This window comes from Serratia sp. OS31, assembly GCF_014164835.1.
GTDB classification, from domain to species: domain Bacteria; phylum Pseudomonadota; class Gammaproteobacteria; order Enterobacterales; family Enterobacteriaceae; genus Serratia; species Serratia liquefaciens_A.
In genome coordinates this window covers 127,793-145,519 of sequence record NZ_JACJFQ010000007.1, presented here as the reverse complement: position 1 = coordinate 145,519, position 17,727 = coordinate 127,793, and the positions used below count along the sequence as shown (strand labels likewise).

Here is a 17,727-nt window from a genome sequence, read left to right as displayed (position 1 = left end):
ATACCGGCGGGCTTTCTTATTTTGTTTGTCGCATTCTTACAGCGTCGGGTAGTCGGTATAACCCTCAGCGCCGCCGCCATAGAAGGTTTCTGGCTGAGGTTCGTTTAGCGCAGCATTCTGCTTCAAGCGCTCTACCAGATCCGGGTTGGCGATATAGCTGCGACCGAAGGCCACCGCATCGATAAAGCCTTTGTTGATCAGCTCTTCTGCTTTCTCGGCGGTATAAGCGCCGGCGCCGACGATGACGCCTTTAAAGTGGGCGCGTACCGAGTCACGGAAGGCGTCAGAATAAGGCTTGCCGCCGGCCCAGTCGGGCTCGGAAATGTGCAGGAAAGCGATATTGCGCTTGTTCAGCTCTTCTACCAGATACAGCGCCGCTTCTTCCTGATCTTCCCCGTTATCCAGGCCGTTGAACGGACCCAGCGGTGAAATACGGATGCCAATGTGTTCTGAACCCCATTCGGCGATGCTTGCGTCAACCACTTCCAAAGTCAGGCGAGTGCGGTTTTCGATGCTGCCGCCGTATTGGTCGGTACGTTGGTTAGACGCCGGCGACATAAACTGGTGCAGCAGATAGCCGTGCGCCGCGTGCAGTTCGATAAAATCAAAGCCGGCTTCACGCGCGTTGGCGGTGGCCTGACGGAAATCATTAATGATCCCCGGGATCTCTTCGGTTTCCAGCGCTCGTGGGGTAGAGGTCGGCACTCGTACCCAGGCACCGGTTTCGTCACGTACTGTGGTGCGGGTGTCGGCATTGATCGCAGAAGGGGCGACCGGTGCCTGCTGGCCCGGTTGCAGGCTGTTGTGGGAAATACGGCCCACGTGCCACAGTTGAACGGCGATATGGCCATTCTTATCGTGTACCGCCTGGGTGATTTTTTTCCACGCGGCGATCTGCTCTGGGGTGTGCAGCCCCGGAGCGCCGGCATAGCCTTTCGCCTGGAAAGAAATCTGAGTGGCTTCAGTGACGATCAGGCCGGCACTGGCGCGCTGAGCATAATATTCGCCCATTAACGGAGTAGGGATATCGCCGGGCTCAATGCTGCGCAGCCTCGTCAGTGGGGCCATAAACACGCGGTTTGGCAGGGTGACAGCGCCAACCTTCAACGGGGAGAACAGCTTTTCAATCTTCATAGTGCATCCTATATTAATAGACCGGTCGACTAGTAATGAGATAAAACCGCCCCACAGGGCAAGTTTCGATAAAATCAGGGTGTTTCGTTTAAGGTTGCGGTGGACGCAACAGCAATTCAATACTTTCCAGCGCGCTGGTCAACGGAGCGACCGAACGGCGGATTTTGGCACGCAGCGAAGCGCCAAGCCACAGCGAATACAGCGTTTCTGCCGTTGCTGCCGGGCTCATGGCAATCGACAGGGCGCCTTCACGGATACCGCGTTCAATCGCATCCTGCAGGTGAGCAATCACCCTTGCGGTTCCGGTTTCCAACGCATGCCGCATCGGCTCTGACAAATCACTCACCTCGGCGGAAAGCTTCACTGCCAGGCAGGCATTGTGGCATTCGCTACGACAGTGGTAGCTGATTGCCTGGGCGTAATAGCTCAGCAATTGGTGACGCGCATCGCTCTTATCGTCGGCAAACAGCTGTTTCATTTCCGCATCGTAATGCTCGAAATAACGCTGCAGCATCGCTTCTCCAAAGGCTTCCTTCGAACGGAAGTAGTGGTAGAACGAGCCTTTCGGCACCCCGGCCGTATTCAACAGCTCGCTTAAGCCCATCCCGGTAAAACCAAGGCGCAGGCTGAGCGTCTCGCCGGTGGCGAGCAAATGTTCACGAGTGTCTGTCGGGCAATGCGCATGTTTAGTCATAATGGTTGTCAGCATAATAGACCGATCGGTCTAGGTCAAGAGCAATAAAAAACCGGCGTTAGGACGCCGGTTGCGATGAAGGGTATTTTGCCCGAGCAGGGTGAAGAAGTTAAGTCTTTATGCCCCGCTGCGGCAGCGTTGCAGGATGTCCAACTGCGGCTGATACTCGCGAGTTTGCACGTTCAACATACCGAGCATGGTATGGAACAGGTTGTCCTGCGACACCTCGTCTTTTTCCGCCAGGGTGTTCAGGCACTGGCGATCAACTTTGAAGTTGCGCTCATAGTCCGCAGACATCCACATCAGGAAGGGCACGTGGGTCTGCTGGCTTGGGGCGAAGACATAGGGCGTGCCGTGCAGGTACATGCCGTTTTCACCCAATGATTCGCCGTGGTCGGAAAGGTACACCAGCGCCGTGTTGAACTTGTCGCTGTACTGCCGCAGCAGCTTGATGGTGTCGTCGAGCATGGCATCGGTATACAGCAGAGAGTTGTCATAGGTATTGACCAACTGCTCGTGGGTGCAATCCTGGATCTGATTGCTGTCGCAGGTCGGCGAGAACTTCTGGAACTCTGGCGTACTGCGGCGGTAATAGGCCGGCCCGTGGCTGCCCATCTGATGCAGTACGATCACGCCGTCGTCTTTCAGGCTGTTGATGTAGTCGTTCAGCTTGTACAGCAACACATTATCCATGCACACATCGCCGTCGCAATCCTGCGGCAGTTTCAGCTTGGTCATGTCTACGTGCGGTACGCGATCGCAGGCACCTTTGCAGCCACCGTCATTTTCACGCCACAGCACGTTAACACCGGCATGGGCCAGTACGTCTAGTACGCCTTCCTGATGCGTAGCCAGAGTCGCATCGTAATCCTTGCGCGGCATGTTGGAGAACATGCAGGGGACGGATATGGCGGTTTCGGTGCCACAGGAGCTGGCGTTTTTAAAGTAGGTCACATTGTCTTGTTTCAGGCGCGGGTTGGTTTCGCGGCCATAGCCTCCGAGCGAGAAATTCTCGGCGCGCGCCGTTTCGCCCACCACCAGGATCACCAGTGTTTTCTTTTGCTGTGAGGCTATCAGCGGTCCTTTGCGAGCATCTTCACCGATTTTCACCAGCGGCAGGTTACGGGTGAAGTACCGTTGCTGGGTAAACTTGATGGTGCCGGCGACAAAGTTAGAAGGCGTCAGCATTTTCACTACGCTTTTGTTATTGCGGATCAGCGAAGCGTAGTCCTTATAAAACAGCGCGGCGATAATCAGGATCACCACCACGGAAAGCATCACGTTGGCGGCTCGCAGCCCGGCCATGTACCACCAGGGGCGGGTTTTCCGGATCTCGGTGAAGCAGACCACCACCGCCGGAACAATACCGAGCAACACCAGCCACAGCCCCATGCGAGGTGTCAGCAGTGCCGTGGCCTCCTGCGGGTTGGTCTCGAAGGCGTTCTGCATCATGTTGCCGTCGATGACCACGCCATAGCTGAACATAAAGTAGTTGGCGGCCGCGCTGCCGAGCAGGAAGAAAATCATCAGCGGTTTGCGCAGGAAGGGCACGGTCAGCACGCTGAAGATGATATTCAACGCGCAAAAAATCACGACCGGCATGGTGGCGGCGAAAATAACGCTGTGGACGTTATCGAAGCTGATATACGACCAGGCCTTATGAAGGAATAACGCGTTCTGGAACAGAGTGAAGAACAAGGCGCTGGCGAGGATAAAACCTAGGCTGTTGCACTGTAAGCGTTGACGTAACCACATTGCCAAATCTAAGTCCTGCTATTAAGTAATGCGCTGAAATTTACAGGATGAAACTTAAGAAAACCTTAGAGATTCAGAATGGTGGCGGAGTCGTTCAGTTTTGGTTTAGAAATAGGGTCGCCAGACCGGGGGTCGGTCTGGCGATGCGATCAGTAAGCGGCGGTAAATTGCGCTTTGATAAACTGCGGCTTTTCAATTTCGTCGATGATGGCGACCGACAGATCTTCCACCGAGATACCGGCTGGCGCCTGGCCGTTCATCAACAGCTGGGTGGTGCCGAGGCGGAACTGTCCGGTGCGTTTGCCGGGTTCCAGCAGGGCGGCTGGCGACAAATAGGTCCAGTCGAGGGACGACTCGTTGCGCAGTTTGTTGCGTAAATCACGCACTGCCCGAGCGCCTGGACGGATATTTTCCGGGAATTCCGGCGTGTCCACCAATTCAACGCCCGGCGCGACCTCCAGACTGCCGGCACCTCCCACCACCAACAGGCGTTTAACACCGGCTTTTTTAACCGCGTCCAGGATTTGCTGTGCGCCCCGGCTGGTTTTTTCGTAGAGGTTATCTTCCGCCCAGCCTGGGTTATAGGCGCTGATCACCGCGTCCTGCCCGGTCAGCTGTTTCGCCAGCCATTCGGTATCGGCGACGTCGCCCAACGCTATGCTCAGGTTGGCGTTCTCCGGCAGGTCTTTTTGCTGGCGGGCAATCGCCGTGACTTGCAGTCCACGCGCCAGCGCTTCGTCCAGCACGCGGCGGCCTACAAAACCTGTTGCTCCAATAATGGCTACTTTCATCTGTTTGCTCCTGTCAGGAAGGGATTCAATGTTATCTCTCTGCTCAGTCTGACCTGAGCGGCTATATACACTGTAGTACTTAACAATCGAGCTGATTAGTGCCATATTCATGCTTTCTTGATTAAGTAAAACTTCATAATCATGGATAAATTGAATCGAATGGCGGTATTTGCCACCGTAGTGGCGGAAGGTTCGCTGGCCGGTGCCGCCCGGCGGCTGGGCATGACGCCGTCGGCGGTCAGTCAGCATATGCGGTCGCTGGAGAAAGCGCTGGGGGTGCCGTTGTTGCATCGGTCCACGCGGCGACTGGCCCTCACCGAGGCGGGTGCGGCTTTCTATCCCGGTTGTGAAGCCATGCTGTTTCAGGCGCAACAAGCGGAACAGCGTCTGGCGGAACTGCGCGATACGCTGGTGGGGGAACTGCGCATCGCGACGACCATAGGTATCGGTGGTCGCCCGTTGGCGGAGGCGCTGGCGCCGCTGTTGCAGGCTCATCCCAAACTGACGCTGAAGGTGCTGGCAGACGACCGGATCGTCGATATGATCGATCAGCGTATCGATATCGCACTGCGGGTGAATCGCCAACTGGCGGATGCCAATATGATCGCCCACCCGCTGGCCGAGTGGCCAATGGTGCTGTGTGCCGCTCCTCGCTATCTCAGCCAGCATGGTGTGCCGGAGACACCGCAAGACCTGGTGCAACACCGGTGGATCTCGGGGGTTTTCAGCGGCGCGCATCTGGAGCTGCACCACCAGAGCGGCCAGCAGCTTAAATTGCGTCTGTCGGAAGGGCAAATCGTCAGCGACAACATGACCGTAATACGCGCGTTTACCCGCAGCGGTCTGGGGATCTCGAGTCAGCCTTTATACGAAATTGAAGATGAACTGCAACGCGGCGAGCTGATTCAACTGATGCCAGAATGGCGCCCGGTAGCGTCGCGGCTGCATGCGATGACGCTCGAACGGGCAATGCCGGAGAAAAATCGTCAGGCGCTACGTTACTTACGCGACTATTTTCGGCGTCATACCGAAAAGTCACTTGCCAGCGGCGCCAATGGCGTCTTCAATTAGCAAGAGACAGCAGGAGGACGCGTGCCGCAGCAGCTTGAGTTTTTTGACATCCCCAGCCCCTGTCGTGGCATCTGTCAGGCCGACGACCGAGGTTTTTGCCGTGGCTGCCTGCGCAGCCGCGAGGAACGTTTTGGCTGGATGCAAATGAGCGATGCGCAAAAGCGGGACGTATTGCGTCTGTGCCACCAACGCTTCCTGCGTCTGCAGCGAGCCAATAAACAGCCTGAAGAATCACAACCCGAACAGCCGTCGCTATTTTGACCGGTAGCCGATCCGCCGCACGTTAGCGCGGCTTTCCCCTTTCCACGTCGTTATCCGCTTGTGTATGCTGGCATCAAACACTGTCATGAGGTTTCAATAATGGTAAACCGTATTCAACTTGCGCCGCAGGGGCCTGAATTTTCCCGCATGATTTGCGGATACTGGCGTTTGATGGAGTGGGGCATGTCGCCACAACAGCTGTTGGCGTTCATTGAGCAGCATATCGAGCTGGGCGTGACCACTGCCGATCACGCGGATATTTACGGCGGCTATGCCTGCGAACAGGCTTTTGGCGAAGCGATGCGTTTGAAGCCGTCATTGCGCCAGTCGATGGAGCTGGTGTCCAAATGCGGTATCGCCACTACGGCCAAACCGGGCAACGCCATCGGCCATTACATCACCGACCGCGAACATATCGTTTACAGCGCGGAACGTTCGTTGGCACATCTTCATACCGACTATCTTGACCTGTTGTTGATCCACCGCCCGGATCCGCTGATGGATGCCGATGAGGTCGCCGAGGCCTTTGTGTCTCTGCACCAAAGTGGCAAAGTGCGCCACTTCGGTGTTTCCAACTTCACACCGGCGCAATTTACGTTGCTGCAATCGCGGCTGCCATTCTCGCTGGTGACCAATCAACTGGAGATTTCACCGATTCACCAGCCGAGTATCCTGGATGGATCGCTGGATCAGTGCCAGCAGTTGCGCATCAAGCCGATGGCCTGGTCTTGTCTGGGGGGCGGACGTCTGTTCAGCGACGCCGAGTTCCAGCCGCTGCGCGATGAGTTGCAGGCGGTGGCGCAGGAAATAGGGGCCGATACTATCGAACAGGTGGTCTACGCCTGGGTGATGCGCCTGCCGTCGGCACCGTTGCCGATTATCGGCTCCGGCAAGATTGAACGCGTTCGTTCGGCGCTGAAGGCGCAGCAATTGACGCTGGATCGTCAACAGTGGTTCCGCATCCGCAAAGCGGCGCTGGGTTACGACGTACCTTAAGCGGCACGATAAAACGGGCAGCCTCGGCCGCCCGTTTTTAACGTTAATGCCACAGTGTTCAGGCCAGTACCACTTGGCCGTCCGACAGACTATCGAATCCGATCCCGACTAAAGTGACCGTACTGCCGCCAAAGTTAAACACCAGGTTGTCGTTCACCTCGGAAACAAAATCGCGATAATTACCGCCCGAGCTGCTGCCTTCGGTACCGATAAACACCAGCTTATCCTGCGCCTGATAACCGTAAATCAGATCCTGACCGAAGTCGCCGCTGAACAGGAAGGTATTGCTGCCACCCTGGCTGTGCATGACATCGTTACCCGCACCGCCGACGAACACGTCATTGCCTTTGCCGCCAAACAGCTGGTCATTTCCCTCCAGACCGAAGAGCCAGGAGCCAGACTCTTTAGCAGTCAGAACGTCATCGGCCGCGGTGCCGTTTGCCGAACTGGCATAGGCGGTCAGCCCCTTGGTGGAAAGCAAGCCGTTGTCGGTCACCTGGTGATCAACCTCTTTGGTGAAAATCAACAGTGACGACTCTTTGCTTTTCAGCGTGCCGATCGAGTTAGCCAGGGTGATGCCACCGTCAGCATCGCGCAAATAGAGCGTATTGCCGTCGTACGCGACCTCGGTGTTTTTCAATGCATGCTGCAAATCCAGGGTGTTATGGCCTTCACCGCCGGAAATAATATTAAAACCGCCATCGTCACGGAATGTGTCATTGCCGGCACGGCCCTCGAGATAATCATTTCCAGTGCCGCCCTTGATAAGGTCATTGCCGTCGCTGCCGACAATAAAGGTTGGGCCGCTGTGTTGCTCGGCGTTGCGGTTGAGGTCTTCCACCCAGGTATTGCCGCGGGTGACGTCAGAAAGGTTGGAAACGATCACCGTCGAGTCTTTGCTGGTCAGCGAGTAGAACTCTGAATTCAATACCCGCATCAACCCGTCCTGATAAAAGAACGGCAGGTGAGATAACCAGGTTGGAATATTGAGGATCGAGAAGGGCAGAATATTCCAGGCGGCGGAGGCATAGTGGTCGTTGAAATTAACGATGTTGTTGGTGGCGGAGTCTTGCGGTGCGTCATGTACGCCCAGCGTTGCAGAGGTGCGCGTTGTACCGTCCAGCGCGCGGAATACCGGGTCATTTTCGTAACCGACGTTAGTCACTTTGCCGCCGGTTTCGTATTGGGTAGGTGAGGCGAAGGCGACATAGTTGGACTGCGCGTAGAAGCCCCCCCAATTGCCGTCGCTGAGCGCCGCCATGCTGTTCACGGCCAGGCCGCCGAGGCTGTGACCACTGATGGTAATGTCATCCCCGCTCAGCCCGTGCGCCTGGGCGAATTTGGCCACATCCCCCAGCAGGGTGCCGAAGGCTTTCAGACTGTAGTTATCGGCATAGCCATTCGGGCCGAAACCGGCCAGCAGGTCATTGACCAAATCGCCGATGGTATCGGTGATCAGAGATTCGCGCGGGCCGCTGGTGCCGCGAAAAGCAATGCCGATGCCGGTGAGGTTACCCTCGCTGTCGTATTTTCCCAGCACTTCGGCCTGTGCCGTGGTGTAGCCCAAGGTTTCACCGTAATAAGTGCCGCGGGCATCCGTTTTGCCCTGATAGCCTAGTTGGTCTACGCTTATCAATGACCAGCCGGCGTTATTTACCGCTGCCAGCGCCGCTTGTTCCGAGTCGGGATTCCAGGGAATACCGGGTAGGCCACCCTGCGATTGCGTGCTGCCTATCAGCGCGGTCACCAGCGTGAAGGGCAAGCCCAGGCCAAAACCGGAGCTGTGATAGCCCTCGTCAAAACCATTATCGATATTGTGATAGGCGTAGGTGGAAATCGCCATGGCGTCGGTAAATAACGTTTTGGATTTCGCCTCATCGAGACCTTGATAATTAAAGATTCCCATATCAGTTCCTTATGAATTTGCTGCATTGCCGGGTTAATCTTTGGGTAGCTGTTGCAGCGAGTGTAGGTGAACAGAATACGCCAAATGCCAGCTGGTCAGAGGACTGACATCGGTAGAATTATTATTAGTACTAATTATTGAGAATGCGAATTTGATCGACAAAATTGTGTGTGTTTTGAGCGGTGACGCCGCACATTCCCCTATACTTGAACACTCACAGAGACTTCAAGGAGATTGATTGATGAAACATTATTGGTATGCGGCCTTCGGTCTGATGGCCTGCGGAGTCGCTCAGGCGGCAACCGTGGATGTTGACATGAATCTGGTGACCGGACAGGGAATTGGTCAGGATATTGGCAAGGTGACGATCAGCGAAACCCCTTATGGGTTGTTGTTTACACCGCAACTTAAAGCCTTACCGGCCGGTGTGCACGGCTTTCACGTTCATGAGAACGGCAGCTGCGAACCAGGCATGAAGGACGGCAAGGCCGTCGCGGCGTTGGCGGCCGGCGGACATCTTGACCCGCAAAAAACCGGTAAGCACCTTGGACCGTATGCCGACGGCCATTTGGGCGATTTGCCGGCCATTTACGTGACCGACGACGGCATGGCCAGCTATCCGGTACTGGCGCCTCGGCTGAAGAAAATCAGTGAAATCAGCGGCAAGGCACTGATGGTGCACGCCGGTGGCGATAATCACTCCGATCATCCCAAACCCCTGGGTGGCGGAGGCGAACGCTTCGCCTGCGGCGTGATTAAGTCATAACATCAGTTAGCGGGCGGGGGATGTCGCCGCTGCGCTATCAACAGGGGCAATCGCCTGCTGTAGCTGTTGCAGCGAACAGTAAAGCCGCCAAATCAAACCTGCCAGATCGCGCGCCGCCTGTTCAGGGTGGTGCGCTAGCGTATTGCTCATTCGCTGCAGTTCTAGCAGGCTGGCGTCCAGCGAACGGTGCTGCACGCCTTTCTCCGTCATGATACCCCGCAGGCAGTGAATACAGACGTCTCGCACCGCAGAGAGTGGATCGGACCGGGTTTGCCAGTCACGCAGTTGCCAAACGATATGGCTACAATTGAGCAGCACCACGCCCCAGCGCAATAACCAGCTGCGTGCTTCTTGATCCTGACTTTGATTCAGTTGGCTGATGCGGTGGTAAATCAACGATTCAAACTGGCTCTCGCTTTGCTGCGGCTTTTTGCTTAGCTGATCGATAAAGTCGCGCCGCAGAGCGCGGATAATGCGCCGGCTTTTGCGCTTGTCCGAGCTGGGCCGCAGGATCTGGAATGCCAGGCCCGCCAGCAATACCCCGACAATTTTGCCGATGCTGTCATTGATAAAGGACTGGTAATCGTAGCTCGGTGGATTGGTAACGGAGAGAAAAGAGCCCATAAATACGATCAGTTGGCCCCAGAGTGCTGCGTAGGAGGGGTGTTGCAGCTTGAACATCTGCATTGTCACCAGCACCGGGAACAGAAAGGCGCAGAACAGCCAAAAATCATCAATTTGAATCATCAGGCCAAATTTCACCACAAAGCAGGCTATCGACAGCAAAAGCACCGCTTTCAGCAGGGTGGTGATGCTGTTGATGGGGGACGGCGTGGAAGAGTAGAGTACGCAACTGATGGCGATCAGCGTCAGGGCCGAGCTGCCTGCGTCCCATTGGGTGTTAATCCAGTAAGCACAACCGATGACAATGCATAAAAAGGTGCGCAGGCCGTTATAGGCTGCTTCGTAGCTGTCGGTGTGGCGAGCCAAAGAGGTCGCTCGGGGCGGCTGGATATTGCTGACCGGCGTGGCGCTTTCCAGGCGCTGCAACCAGCGACTGGCGCCCAGATACAGCCAGCAGAAATGGCGCAGACGCAGCCAGAAGGCGCGATGGCGGTAATCAGCAGGATCTTGCGGCGCGATTTGCTGCAAAAGACGCGCCAAACGGTACTTGTCAGTCTCGGGGTTACGCAGTTCGGTCAGCAGTTGATCCATCACGCTGGCCAGGTTGGCCGGGCGGTCCGGCCAGTTCAGCAGCATGCGGCGCAGGCTGGAGATCACGCTGGTGATACGTAGCTGCTGGTGCAGCATATAGTTAAGCAGATTATTCTGTCGACGCAGTCGGTAGTGGCTCCAGAAGGCCTGAATACGCAGCAGGTTCATGGTCAGGATTTGGCCGATAACCCCTTCGTGCGAGGTACGCATCTGCACGGTGATTTCCGGCTGCCAAAGCATCGCGGCATGTTCCAATAATCGCAGGTGCATGCGCCGCAACGAGGTTAACAAGGCTTCGCCGTCAGAGGTGCTGGGCAGGATCATCATCATCAAACCGCCGCACAGAATACCGGTGATGACCTCACAAACGCGCGCCTGGGCAATATCAAAGATCTGTTGAGTGTCCGTCACGTTGACGGTGCTGAAGGCGATGATGGCAGCGGTGTAGCCCGCCAGCGCAAAGGCGTAGGAAACGTTGTTCTGATAGTGGTTTGAAATGTAAGTGCACAGGCCGATCCAGGCGGCGATAAACAGCGTGAACAGCCAGGGATCGTTCAGGCAGTGCCCGGCGATGGCCACCGATGCCGCCGCGCCGACCAGGCTGCCGAAAACCCGGCCGATGCTTTTGCTGATCACGCCGCCGACGGTGGGGAAGCTGACGACCGCAGCCGATGTCAGCGCCCAGTAAGGCTCGTCAAGATTGAGAACGAACGCGACCCAAAGCGACAGGCACATCGCCAGCGAATTGCGCAGTGCATAACGCCATTGTCCGCCGGTGGCTTTTCCCCAAGGGGTGCGTTTCCATTCCAAAAAAGGCAGGTTCACACGTTAGCCTTACTGATGAATCGAGATGGTGCAGGTGGTGCCCGCGACCAAGGGTAAATCAGCCGGGACATTCAGCAATTTTATCCGTACCGGCACGCGTTGTGCCAAACGAACCCAGGGCACGTTGGGTTTTACGTCCATTAATAAATCGCTGCTGCTTTCGACGCTTTGATCGTAAATGGCGCGGCCGATGCTCTCAACTTCGCCCTGAAGCGGAGTGTTGCCATTATATAAAACGATGTCCGCTTTATTGCCTTCTTTTATATGTTTTAGCTTGGTTTCTTCAAAATAACCGAGCACATAAAACGAGTGCACATCAACCAGCGCAACCAGCGGTGAGCCAACGCTGGCGTAGTTACCCACGCGCGTTTGTAAATTGGTGATATAGCCATCGGTAGGGGCATAAATTTTAGTTTTACTTAAATTCCATTTTGCCTGTTCCAGATTAGCTTGCGCGGCTTTATACGCGGCTTTCATTGCCTGTGCCGCTAAATTCGATTCGTCCATATCTTCCGCTGAAATAACATTTTGCGGCAGACCACGGCGCCGAGCCGCCTCATGATCGGCCTTGGCCAGGTCAGACTGCGCTTTTGCCAACGCGGCCTCAGCATTGTCGAGCGCAATCTGGTATGGCACCGGGTCGATCGTAAAAATCAGACTTCCCGCAGGTATGAACTGATTGTCATGAACGGTTATTTTCTCTAATCTTCCAGAAACTTCTGGTGTGATATTGACGAGTTCGGCGCGCACCTTTCCATCGCGGGTCCAGGGGGATTGCATATAGTAATTCCATAACCACCAACCGGCACAGATGGCAATGGCGCAGACGATTACCGTAGAAAAATATTTTAATGTTTTATGCGTCATCAGTTACCAACTTGCTAAAAGCCACAGGGAGCCGCTGACGGCGATGACGAAAATAGACAAATCCATCAGCATGGGATGCCAAATTTCGCCGGAATAAATCCAGTCACGCAACAGGTGGTGTACCAGTAGCCATAAAATCAGGCCGAGCAAAACAGCCTTAAATAGGGGCGGAAAATAAAGCGAGGCGCCCAGCACCAAATCGGGTAGCGGGGACGAGGCATGAAGCCATGAAGTATTCACATTAACAATCCCAGTGAGTGAATATGTTGAGCGGTTGCATAGAGAATAAACAATAACTGATCAAAATGGTGGCTATTTCCACAATATACATTATATACATTTGTGTTTTTAATGTGAGTTACTCAAAATAGTCTAAGCTCTGGGAGGGTATGTTAGCATGCTAATTATAAGGAGGGGTAAGTGGAGTCAACATTAGGTTCAGATTTAGCACGATTAGTTCGTGTATGGCGCGCGCTCATCGATCATCGGCTCAAGCCGCTGGCGCTCACGCAAACGCACTGGGTGACCTTGCACAGTATCAATCGTTTGCCGCCGGAACAGTCGCAGATCCAACTGGCTAAAGCGATCGGCATTGAGCAACCGTCATTGGTTCGCACGTTGGACCAACTGGAAGAGAAGGGGTTGATTACTCGCCATACCTGCGCCAATGACCGGCGTGCAAAGCGTATCAAACTGACTGAAGCGGCCGATCCCATTATCCGGGAAGTGGACAGCGTCATCAGCTCTACGCGGGGCGAGATTTTGAGCGGTATTACTACTGATGAAGTACAACTGTTGGTTGGTTTGATTGGCAAGCTTGAACAAAACATCACTGAACTGCAAAACAAACAATAAGAATTTCTTTTTATTCGATTAGATTTCACAGCATCGGAAATGAAACCGGAGGCCTAAAGCCTCCGGTTTTACCCTACGCGTAGCGCTTACAGTGGCGATACGGTAATGGTGTCGCCGGTGCGAGCCATACGAACGCGCTGGCCTGGGCTGAACTTGGTTGCGCCTGCCTTCTGAACCACCACGATGTTCTCTTTCTGGTCGGTTTTGATTTCCAGCTCGTAGCCTGAGGTACGGCCGGCGGCTTCGCCGATGCTGTTACCCGCCACACCACCGGCTACTGCGCCAGCTGCGGTTGCCAGACTGCGACCGGTACCGCCGCCAACGGTGTTACCGAGGAAGCCACCCAGTACCGCCCCACCAATGGCACCAATGGTATTCGACGTTTCACTGCCCTGGATTTTGACCGGGCGAACAGAAACCAGCGTGCCGTAAGTCACGGTTTGAACCTGCTTGGCCTGTGAAGCGGAATAAACGTCGCCGGACATGGAATCATTGGCGCACCCTGCCAGCGTAACTGCGGCGATGGCAACGACGAGAAGACGCTTGATCATATAAAACTCCTGTTGATAGTAGTCCATAACCTGGGGAACCTTACCAGGCCAGATTCAATGAAAATGATAGACAAAGTATGGCTCAAACGCACGTACATCACCATGACCCGCTACTGCACGCAGCTTAACTTTGCGCTGTTCAACCAATAATAAACGGTGGTTTAGCTTTATAACAGCGCCGCGAGAAATTCCGTTGCACGTTGAGCGATTGTTTAGCGGTGACAGCTCAGCGGGAAAGCAGGCAAAAAAACAGGCGTATCGTTCACAGAGGTGAAAAAAAACATCAGAATTCATGGCGTTAATTTTTTAATTCTGGTTTATTTGTTGGGTCAAAAATTTGCTTCCCCGCACAGGGTAAAGGATGTTGCTATGAAGTCAGGCCGCTATATAGGTGTTATGTCCGGCACCAGTCTGGATGGCGTCGACGTGGTGCTTGCCGCGATAGACGGACGAATGGTGGCGCAGCAGGCCAGCTACAGCCATCCGATGCCGATTCAGCTCAAGCAGGATATTCTCGGTATGTGCCAGGGGCAGCAAACCACGCTTGCTGCGGTGGGGCGACTGGATGCGCAGCTTGGCACCTTGTTCGGCGAGGCGGTGCAGGGGCTGCTGAAACAAACCGGCGTTGCGGCTCAGGATATCACCGCCATCGGTTGCCATGGTCAGACGGTATGGCACGAGCCAGAAGGCGACGCGCGTTTTTCTATGCAACTGGGTGACAATAACCGCATTGCGGCGCTGACCAACATCACCACCGTGGGGGATTTCCGTCGGCGTGATATGGCCTACGGCGGCCAGGGCGCACCGCTGGTACCGGCCTTCCATCAGGCATTGTTGGCGCATCCGGTGGAGCGCCGCATGGTGCTGAACATCGGCGGCATCGCCAATCTTTCGATGCTGTTGCCGGGGGCGCCGGTGCGCGGTTTCGATACCGGGCCGGGCAATATGCTGATGGATGCCTGGATCTGGCGCCATCACGCTCAGCCTTACGATAAAGACGGTGGCTGGGCAATGGAAGGGCGTGTGTGTTTGCCATTGTTGCAGCAGATGCTGGCGGATCCTTACTTCGCGCTGCCGGCGCCGAAAAGCACCGGCCGTGAGTATTTCAACGCCGCCTGGCTGGAGAACCAGCTTTCGGGGTTGCCGGCAGTCAAGGCGGTTGACGTACAAACCACGCTGGCGGAATTGACGGCGGTGACCATTTGCGAGCAGGTTCAGTTGGCGGGTGGTTGTGAGCGTTTGCTGGTCTGTGGCGGTGGGGCGCGTAACCCGTTGCTGATGGCGCGGATGTCGGCGCTGCTGCCCGGCACCGAGGTGTGCCTGACCGACGATTTTGGCATCAGCGGTGACGATATGGAGGCTTTGGCCTTCGCCTGGCTGGCGTTTCGCACCTTGTCCGGTCAGTCCGGCAACCTGCCTTCGGTCACCGGTGCCAGTCGTGAAACCCTGCTTGGTGGGATTTATCCGGTTTTGCCTTTAGGGGGCCGTTAGCTCTGTTAGGATAGAAATCGACAGATTTTCCTAAGGAGCAACAGCATGAAAAAAATCATTATTGCCGCCGGTGCGCTGGCGTTGGCCGGTTGCAGCTATGTTCTGCCGCAAAACAGCCAGACTCTGCATTATCAGTGTGGCACCACGCCGCTGACGGTGGCGCTGGACGGCAAGGAGAGCACCGTCAGCCTGCTGATGGACGGCGAACAGTTGAAACTGAAACAGGTGCTGGCCATGACCGGCGCAAAATACAGCGACGGTAAATACACCTTCTGGTCGAAAGGCCAAAATGCTTACCTCGAGCGTAATGGCAAAGTGATCATGAGCGACTGTACGCTGGCGAATTGATCCGGCGATTGCGGTGTCAGATCATTGAGATCCTGACGCCGCTGGCGCAGAATAGAATCACGATTTTTCAGTTGGTTGATCACCGAATGATTGAAAATAATGAATTTGATGTTTCGGACCTGCGCCGTGAATACACCCGTGGCGGTCTGCGTCGTAACGATTTGACCGCCAATCCACTTGAGCTGTTCGAAAAGTGGCTGAAACAGGCCTGCGACGCGCGCCTGGCCGATCCTACCGCCATGTGTGTGGCGACGGTGGATGAAAATGGCCAACCCTACCAGCGCATTGTCTTGCTCAAGCATGTGGATGACAAAGGGCTGGTGTTCTTCACCAACCTCGGTAGCCGCAAAGCGCAGCAGTTGGCGAATAACCCGCATATCAGCCTGTTGTTCCCGTGGCACATGCTTGACCGCCAGGTGATTTTCCTGGGCAAGGCGGAGCGTTTGTCGACTTTCGAAGTGATGAAGTACTTCGCCAGTCGGCCGAAAGACAGCCAAATCGGTGCCTGGGTGTCACAACAGTCATCGCGCATTTCCGCACGCGGCGTGCTGGAGAGCAAATTCCTCGAGCTTAAGCAAAAATTCCAACAGGGCGAAGTGCCGCTGCCGAGTTTCTGGGGCGGATTCCGGGTCAATTTCGATTCCGTCGAGTTCTGGCAGGGCGGTGCCAACCGTCTGCATGACCGTTTCCTGTATCAACGGGACGGGAATGACTGGAAAATTGACCGACTGGCGCCCTGAAGACCGAAAATCCCCCTTAAGCGCTGGCACTGATGTCGCCGGCGCTTTATTCTATGCGTTATTCTGATTTTTATATTTCGCCAGTGGGCGAAAGGTCGTGTACCGACAAAGGTGCATTCGTTTATACATGGAGTCATTGATGGCAAGCAGCAACTTGATTAAACAACTGCAAGAGCGGGGCCTCGTTGCCCAGGTTACGGATGAGGAAGCGTTAGCAGAGCGACTGGCGCAAGGGCCAATTGCACTGTATTGCGGTTTCGATCCGACCGCTGACAGCTTGCATTTGGGCCATCTGGTTCCTCTGCTGTGCCTGAAGCGTTTCCAGCTTGCCGGCCACAAACCGGTCGCGCTGGTGGGGGGCGCCACTGGGCTTATCGGCGACCCGAGCTTCAAAGCGGCTGAACGTAAGCTGAACACCACCGATACCGTGAACGAGTGGGTGGAAAAAATCCGCAAACAGGTTTCTCCGTTCCTGGATTTCGACTGTGGCAGCAACAGCGCGGTAGCCGCCAACAACTACGACTGGTTCGGCGGCATGAACGTGCTGACCTTCCTGCGTGATATCGGCAAGCACTTCTCCGTCAACCAGATGATCAACAAGGAAGCGGTGAAGCAGCGTTTGAACCGTGACGATTCCGGCATCTCGTTCACCGAGTTTTCCTACAACCTGCTGCAGGGTTTCGACTTCGCTGAGCTCTACAACCGTCATCAGGTTGAGCTGCAGATCGGCGGCTCCGACCAGTGGGGCAATATCACCTCTGGTATCGATTTGACCCGCCGCATGCATCAGCAGCAGGTGTTCGGCCTGACCGTACCTTTGATCACCAAGGCCGACGGCACCAAATTCGGCAAGACCGAAGGCGGCGCAGTCTGGTTGGCACCTGAAAAAACCAGCCCGTACAAGTTCTACCAGTTCTGGATCAACACCGCCGACGCCGACGTGTACCGCTTCCTGAAGTTCTTCACCTTTATGGATCTGGCCGAAATCAACGCGCTGGAAGAAGAAGACAAGAACAGCGGCAAGGCACCGCGTGCCCAGTATGTGTTGGCAGAAGAAGTGACCGGCATGGTGCATGGGGCAGAAGGTTTGGCTGCGGCCAAGCGCATCACCCAGAGCCTGTTCTCCGGTGCGCTGCACGACATGACTGAAGCAGACTTCGCTCAGTTGGCGCAGGACGGCATGCCGACCATCAAGCTCGATGGCGACGCCGATCTGCAACAGGCGCTGGTGAATGCCGAGCTGGTACCTTCACGCGGCCAGGCTCGCACCATGATTGGCTCCAACGCGGTGACCATCAACGGTGAGAAGCAGTCTAACGCCGAATACACCTTCAGCGACGCCGATCGCCTGTTCGGCCGTTACACGCTGCTGCGTCGCGGCAAAAAACATTACTGCCTGGTAGATTGGCAGTAATCTCTTTGGATTGAAAAAAAGCCCGGGGTGCAGTCCAGACCTCCGGG

Annotated in this window: 18 protein-coding genes; 9 read left to right on the top strand and 9 right to left on the bottom strand. The window is 55.4% G+C overall.

The annotated features are described in order from the left end of the window. Positions 1 to 36: 36 nt before the first annotated feature. The 4 genes from H5P17_RS08800 to H5P17_RS08785 all read right to left on the bottom strand — a co-directional run bounded on the left by H5P17_RS08800 (position 37) and on the right by H5P17_RS08785 (position 4,374). Complete coding sequence (locus H5P17_RS08800; RefSeq protein WP_044550617.1) at positions 37 to 1,134, bottom strand: alkene reductase; 1,098 nt, start codon at positions 1,132 to 1,134, stop codon at positions 37 to 39. Positions 1,135 to 1,222: 88 nt separating this feature from the next. Continuing rightward, entirely contained in the window at positions 1,223 to 1,843 is a 621-nt protein-coding gene (locus tag H5P17_RS08795) for a TetR/AcrR family transcriptional regulator (RefSeq protein ID WP_044550621.1), read from the bottom strand. A 102-nt stretch (positions 1,844 to 1,945) separates the two neighbouring features. After that, a complete protein-coding gene (eptA, locus tag H5P17_RS08790) occupies positions 1,946 to 3,583 on the bottom strand; it encodes a phosphoethanolamine transferase EptA (RefSeq protein WP_182822409.1) in 1,638 nt (545 codons plus the stop codon). Positions 3,584 to 3,732: 149 nt separating this feature from the next. Beyond that, a complete protein-coding gene (locus H5P17_RS08785; RefSeq protein ID WP_182822406.1) occupies positions 3,733 to 4,374 on the bottom strand; it encodes an NAD(P)-dependent oxidoreductase in 642 nt (213 codons plus the stop codon). 141 nt (positions 4,375 to 4,515) lie between these two features. On the opposite strand from H5P17_RS08785, the gene H5P17_RS08780 reads away from it, so the two are divergent. The 3 genes from H5P17_RS08780 to H5P17_RS08770 all read left to right on the top strand — a co-directional run bounded on the left by H5P17_RS08780 (position 4,516) and on the right by H5P17_RS08770 (position 6,702). Next, positions 4,516 to 5,445, top strand: a complete 930-nt coding sequence (locus H5P17_RS08780) for a LysR substrate-binding domain-containing protein (RefSeq protein ID WP_044550627.1) — start codon at positions 4,516 to 4,518, stop codon at positions 5,443 to 5,445. A gap of 21 nt (positions 5,446 to 5,466) precedes the next feature. Further along, positions 5,467 to 5,706: a DUF1289 domain-containing protein gene (locus H5P17_RS08775; protein WP_182822404.1), complete on the top strand. Its 240-nt coding sequence runs from the start codon at positions 5,467 to 5,469 to the stop codon at positions 5,704 to 5,706. 99 nt (positions 5,707 to 5,805) lie between these two features. Beyond that, positions 5,806 to 6,702: an aldo/keto reductase family oxidoreductase gene (locus H5P17_RS08770; RefSeq protein ID WP_044550631.1), complete on the top strand. Its 897-nt coding sequence runs from the start codon at positions 5,806 to 5,808 to the stop codon at positions 6,700 to 6,702. A 58-nt stretch (positions 6,703 to 6,760) separates the two neighbouring features. On the opposite strand, the gene H5P17_RS08765 is transcribed toward H5P17_RS08770, so the two are convergent. Next, positions 6,761 to 8,608, bottom strand: a complete 1,848-nt coding sequence (locus H5P17_RS08765) for a polyurethanase (protein ID WP_182822402.1) — start codon at positions 8,606 to 8,608, stop codon at positions 6,761 to 6,763. 241 nt (positions 8,609 to 8,849) lie between these two features. Here H5P17_RS08765 and sodC point away from each other — a divergent pair, with 241 nt between their 5' ends. Beyond that, entirely contained in the window at positions 8,850 to 9,374 is a 525-nt protein-coding gene (sodC, locus tag H5P17_RS08760) for a superoxide dismutase family protein (RefSeq protein WP_044550636.1), read from the top strand. A 6-nt stretch (positions 9,375 to 9,380) separates the two neighbouring features. On the opposite strand, the gene H5P17_RS08755 is transcribed toward sodC, so the two are convergent. Genes H5P17_RS08755 through H5P17_RS08745 form a run of 3 tightly spaced genes read right to left on the bottom strand, consistent with a single transcriptional unit; the run spans position 9,381 to position 12,521 of the window. Next, positions 9,381 to 11,414, bottom strand: a complete 2,034-nt coding sequence (locus H5P17_RS08755; RefSeq protein WP_182822400.1) for an FUSC family protein — start codon at positions 11,412 to 11,414, stop codon at positions 9,381 to 9,383. 9 nt (positions 11,415 to 11,423) lie between these two features. Further along, a complete protein-coding gene (locus tag H5P17_RS08750; protein ID WP_044550641.1) occupies positions 11,424 to 12,281 on the bottom strand; it encodes an HlyD family secretion protein in 858 nt (285 codons plus the stop codon). A 3-nt stretch (positions 12,282 to 12,284) separates the two neighbouring features. Continuing rightward, entirely contained in the window at positions 12,285 to 12,521 is a 237-nt protein-coding gene (locus H5P17_RS08745) for a DUF1656 domain-containing protein (protein ID WP_104410897.1), read from the bottom strand. A gap of 180 nt (positions 12,522 to 12,701) precedes the next feature. On the opposite strand from H5P17_RS08745, the gene slyA reads away from it, so the two are divergent. After that, on the top strand, positions 12,702 to 13,136 hold the full coding sequence (gene slyA / locus H5P17_RS08740) for a transcriptional regulator SlyA (protein WP_012144945.1): 435 nt from the start codon (positions 12,702 to 12,704) through the stop codon (positions 13,134 to 13,136). Between the two features lie 86 nt (positions 13,137 to 13,222). Here slyA and H5P17_RS08735 read toward each other — a convergent pair whose 3' ends face one another. Next, complete coding sequence (locus tag H5P17_RS08735) at positions 13,223 to 13,687, bottom strand: glycine zipper 2TM domain-containing protein (protein WP_044552917.1); 465 nt, start codon at positions 13,685 to 13,687, stop codon at positions 13,223 to 13,225. Positions 13,688 to 14,056: 369 nt separating this feature from the next. Between H5P17_RS08735 and anmK the strand changes: the two genes are divergently transcribed. From anmK to tyrS, 4 genes are all read left to right on the top strand, one after another. Beyond that, on the top strand, positions 14,057 to 15,178 hold the full coding sequence (gene anmK, locus H5P17_RS08730) for an anhydro-N-acetylmuramic acid kinase (protein WP_182822398.1): 1,122 nt from the start codon (positions 14,057 to 14,059) through the stop codon (positions 15,176 to 15,178). Between the two features lie 45 nt (positions 15,179 to 15,223). Next, positions 15,224 to 15,526, top strand: coding sequence for an MliC family protein (locus H5P17_RS08725; protein WP_044550652.1), 303 nt, complete (start codon positions 15,224 to 15,226; stop codon positions 15,524 to 15,526). An 86-nt stretch (positions 15,527 to 15,612) separates the two neighbouring features. Next, the gene (gene pdxH / locus H5P17_RS08720; protein WP_182822396.1) at positions 15,613 to 16,266 is read left to right on the top strand and encodes a pyridoxamine 5'-phosphate oxidase; all 654 of its coding nucleotides are present in this window, start codon (positions 15,613 to 15,615) and stop codon (positions 16,264 to 16,266) included. A gap of 139 nt (positions 16,267 to 16,405) precedes the next feature. After that, complete coding sequence (gene tyrS / locus H5P17_RS08715) at positions 16,406 to 17,680, top strand: tyrosine--tRNA ligase (protein ID WP_044550655.1); 1,275 nt, start codon at positions 16,406 to 16,408, stop codon at positions 17,678 to 17,680. Positions 17,681 to 17,727 lie beyond the last annotated feature (47 nt).

Coding starts and splice junctions, on each gene's coding strand:
- eptA (WP_182822409.1), bottom strand. CDS start 3,583: ATGTGGTTACGTCAACGCTTACAGTGCAACAGCCTAGGTTTTATCCTC.
- H5P17_RS08725 (WP_044550652.1), top strand. CDS start 15,224: ATGAAAAAAATCATTATTGCCGCCGGTGCGCTGGCGTTGGCCGGTTGC.
- H5P17_RS08765 (WP_182822402.1), bottom strand. CDS start 8,608: ATGGGAATCTTTAATTATCAAGGTCTCGATGAGGCGAAATCCAAAACG.
- anmK (WP_182822398.1), top strand. CDS start 14,057: ATGAAGTCAGGCCGCTATATAGGTGTTATGTCCGGCACCAGTCTGGAT.
- H5P17_RS08785 (WP_182822406.1), bottom strand. CDS start 4,374: ATGAAAGTAGCCATTATTGGAGCAACAGGTTTTGTAGGCCGCCGCGTG.
- sodC (WP_044550636.1), top strand. CDS start 8,850: ATGAAACATTATTGGTATGCGGCCTTCGGTCTGATGGCCTGCGGAGTC.
- H5P17_RS08770 (WP_044550631.1), top strand. CDS start 5,806: ATGGTAAACCGTATTCAACTTGCGCCGCAGGGGCCTGAATTTTCCCGC.
- pdxH (WP_182822396.1), top strand. CDS start 15,613: ATGATTGAAAATAATGAATTTGATGTTTCGGACCTGCGCCGTGAATAC.
- H5P17_RS08750 (WP_044550641.1), bottom strand. CDS start 12,281: ATGACGCATAAAACATTAAAATATTTTTCTACGGTAATCGTCTGCGCC.
- H5P17_RS08800 (WP_044550617.1), bottom strand. CDS start 1,134: ATGAAGATTGAAAAGCTGTTCTCCCCGTTGAAGGTTGGCGCTGTCACC.
- H5P17_RS08795 (WP_044550621.1), bottom strand. CDS start 1,843: ATGCTGACAACCATTATGACTAAACATGCGCATTGCCCGACAGACACT.
- H5P17_RS08780 (WP_044550627.1), top strand. CDS start 4,516: ATGGATAAATTGAATCGAATGGCGGTATTTGCCACCGTAGTGGCGGAA.
- H5P17_RS08735 (WP_044552917.1), bottom strand. CDS start 13,687: ATGATCAAGCGTCTTCTCGTCGTTGCCATCGCCGCAGTTACGCTGGCA.
- tyrS (WP_044550655.1), top strand. CDS start 16,406: ATGGCAAGCAGCAACTTGATTAAACAACTGCAAGAGCGGGGCCTCGTT.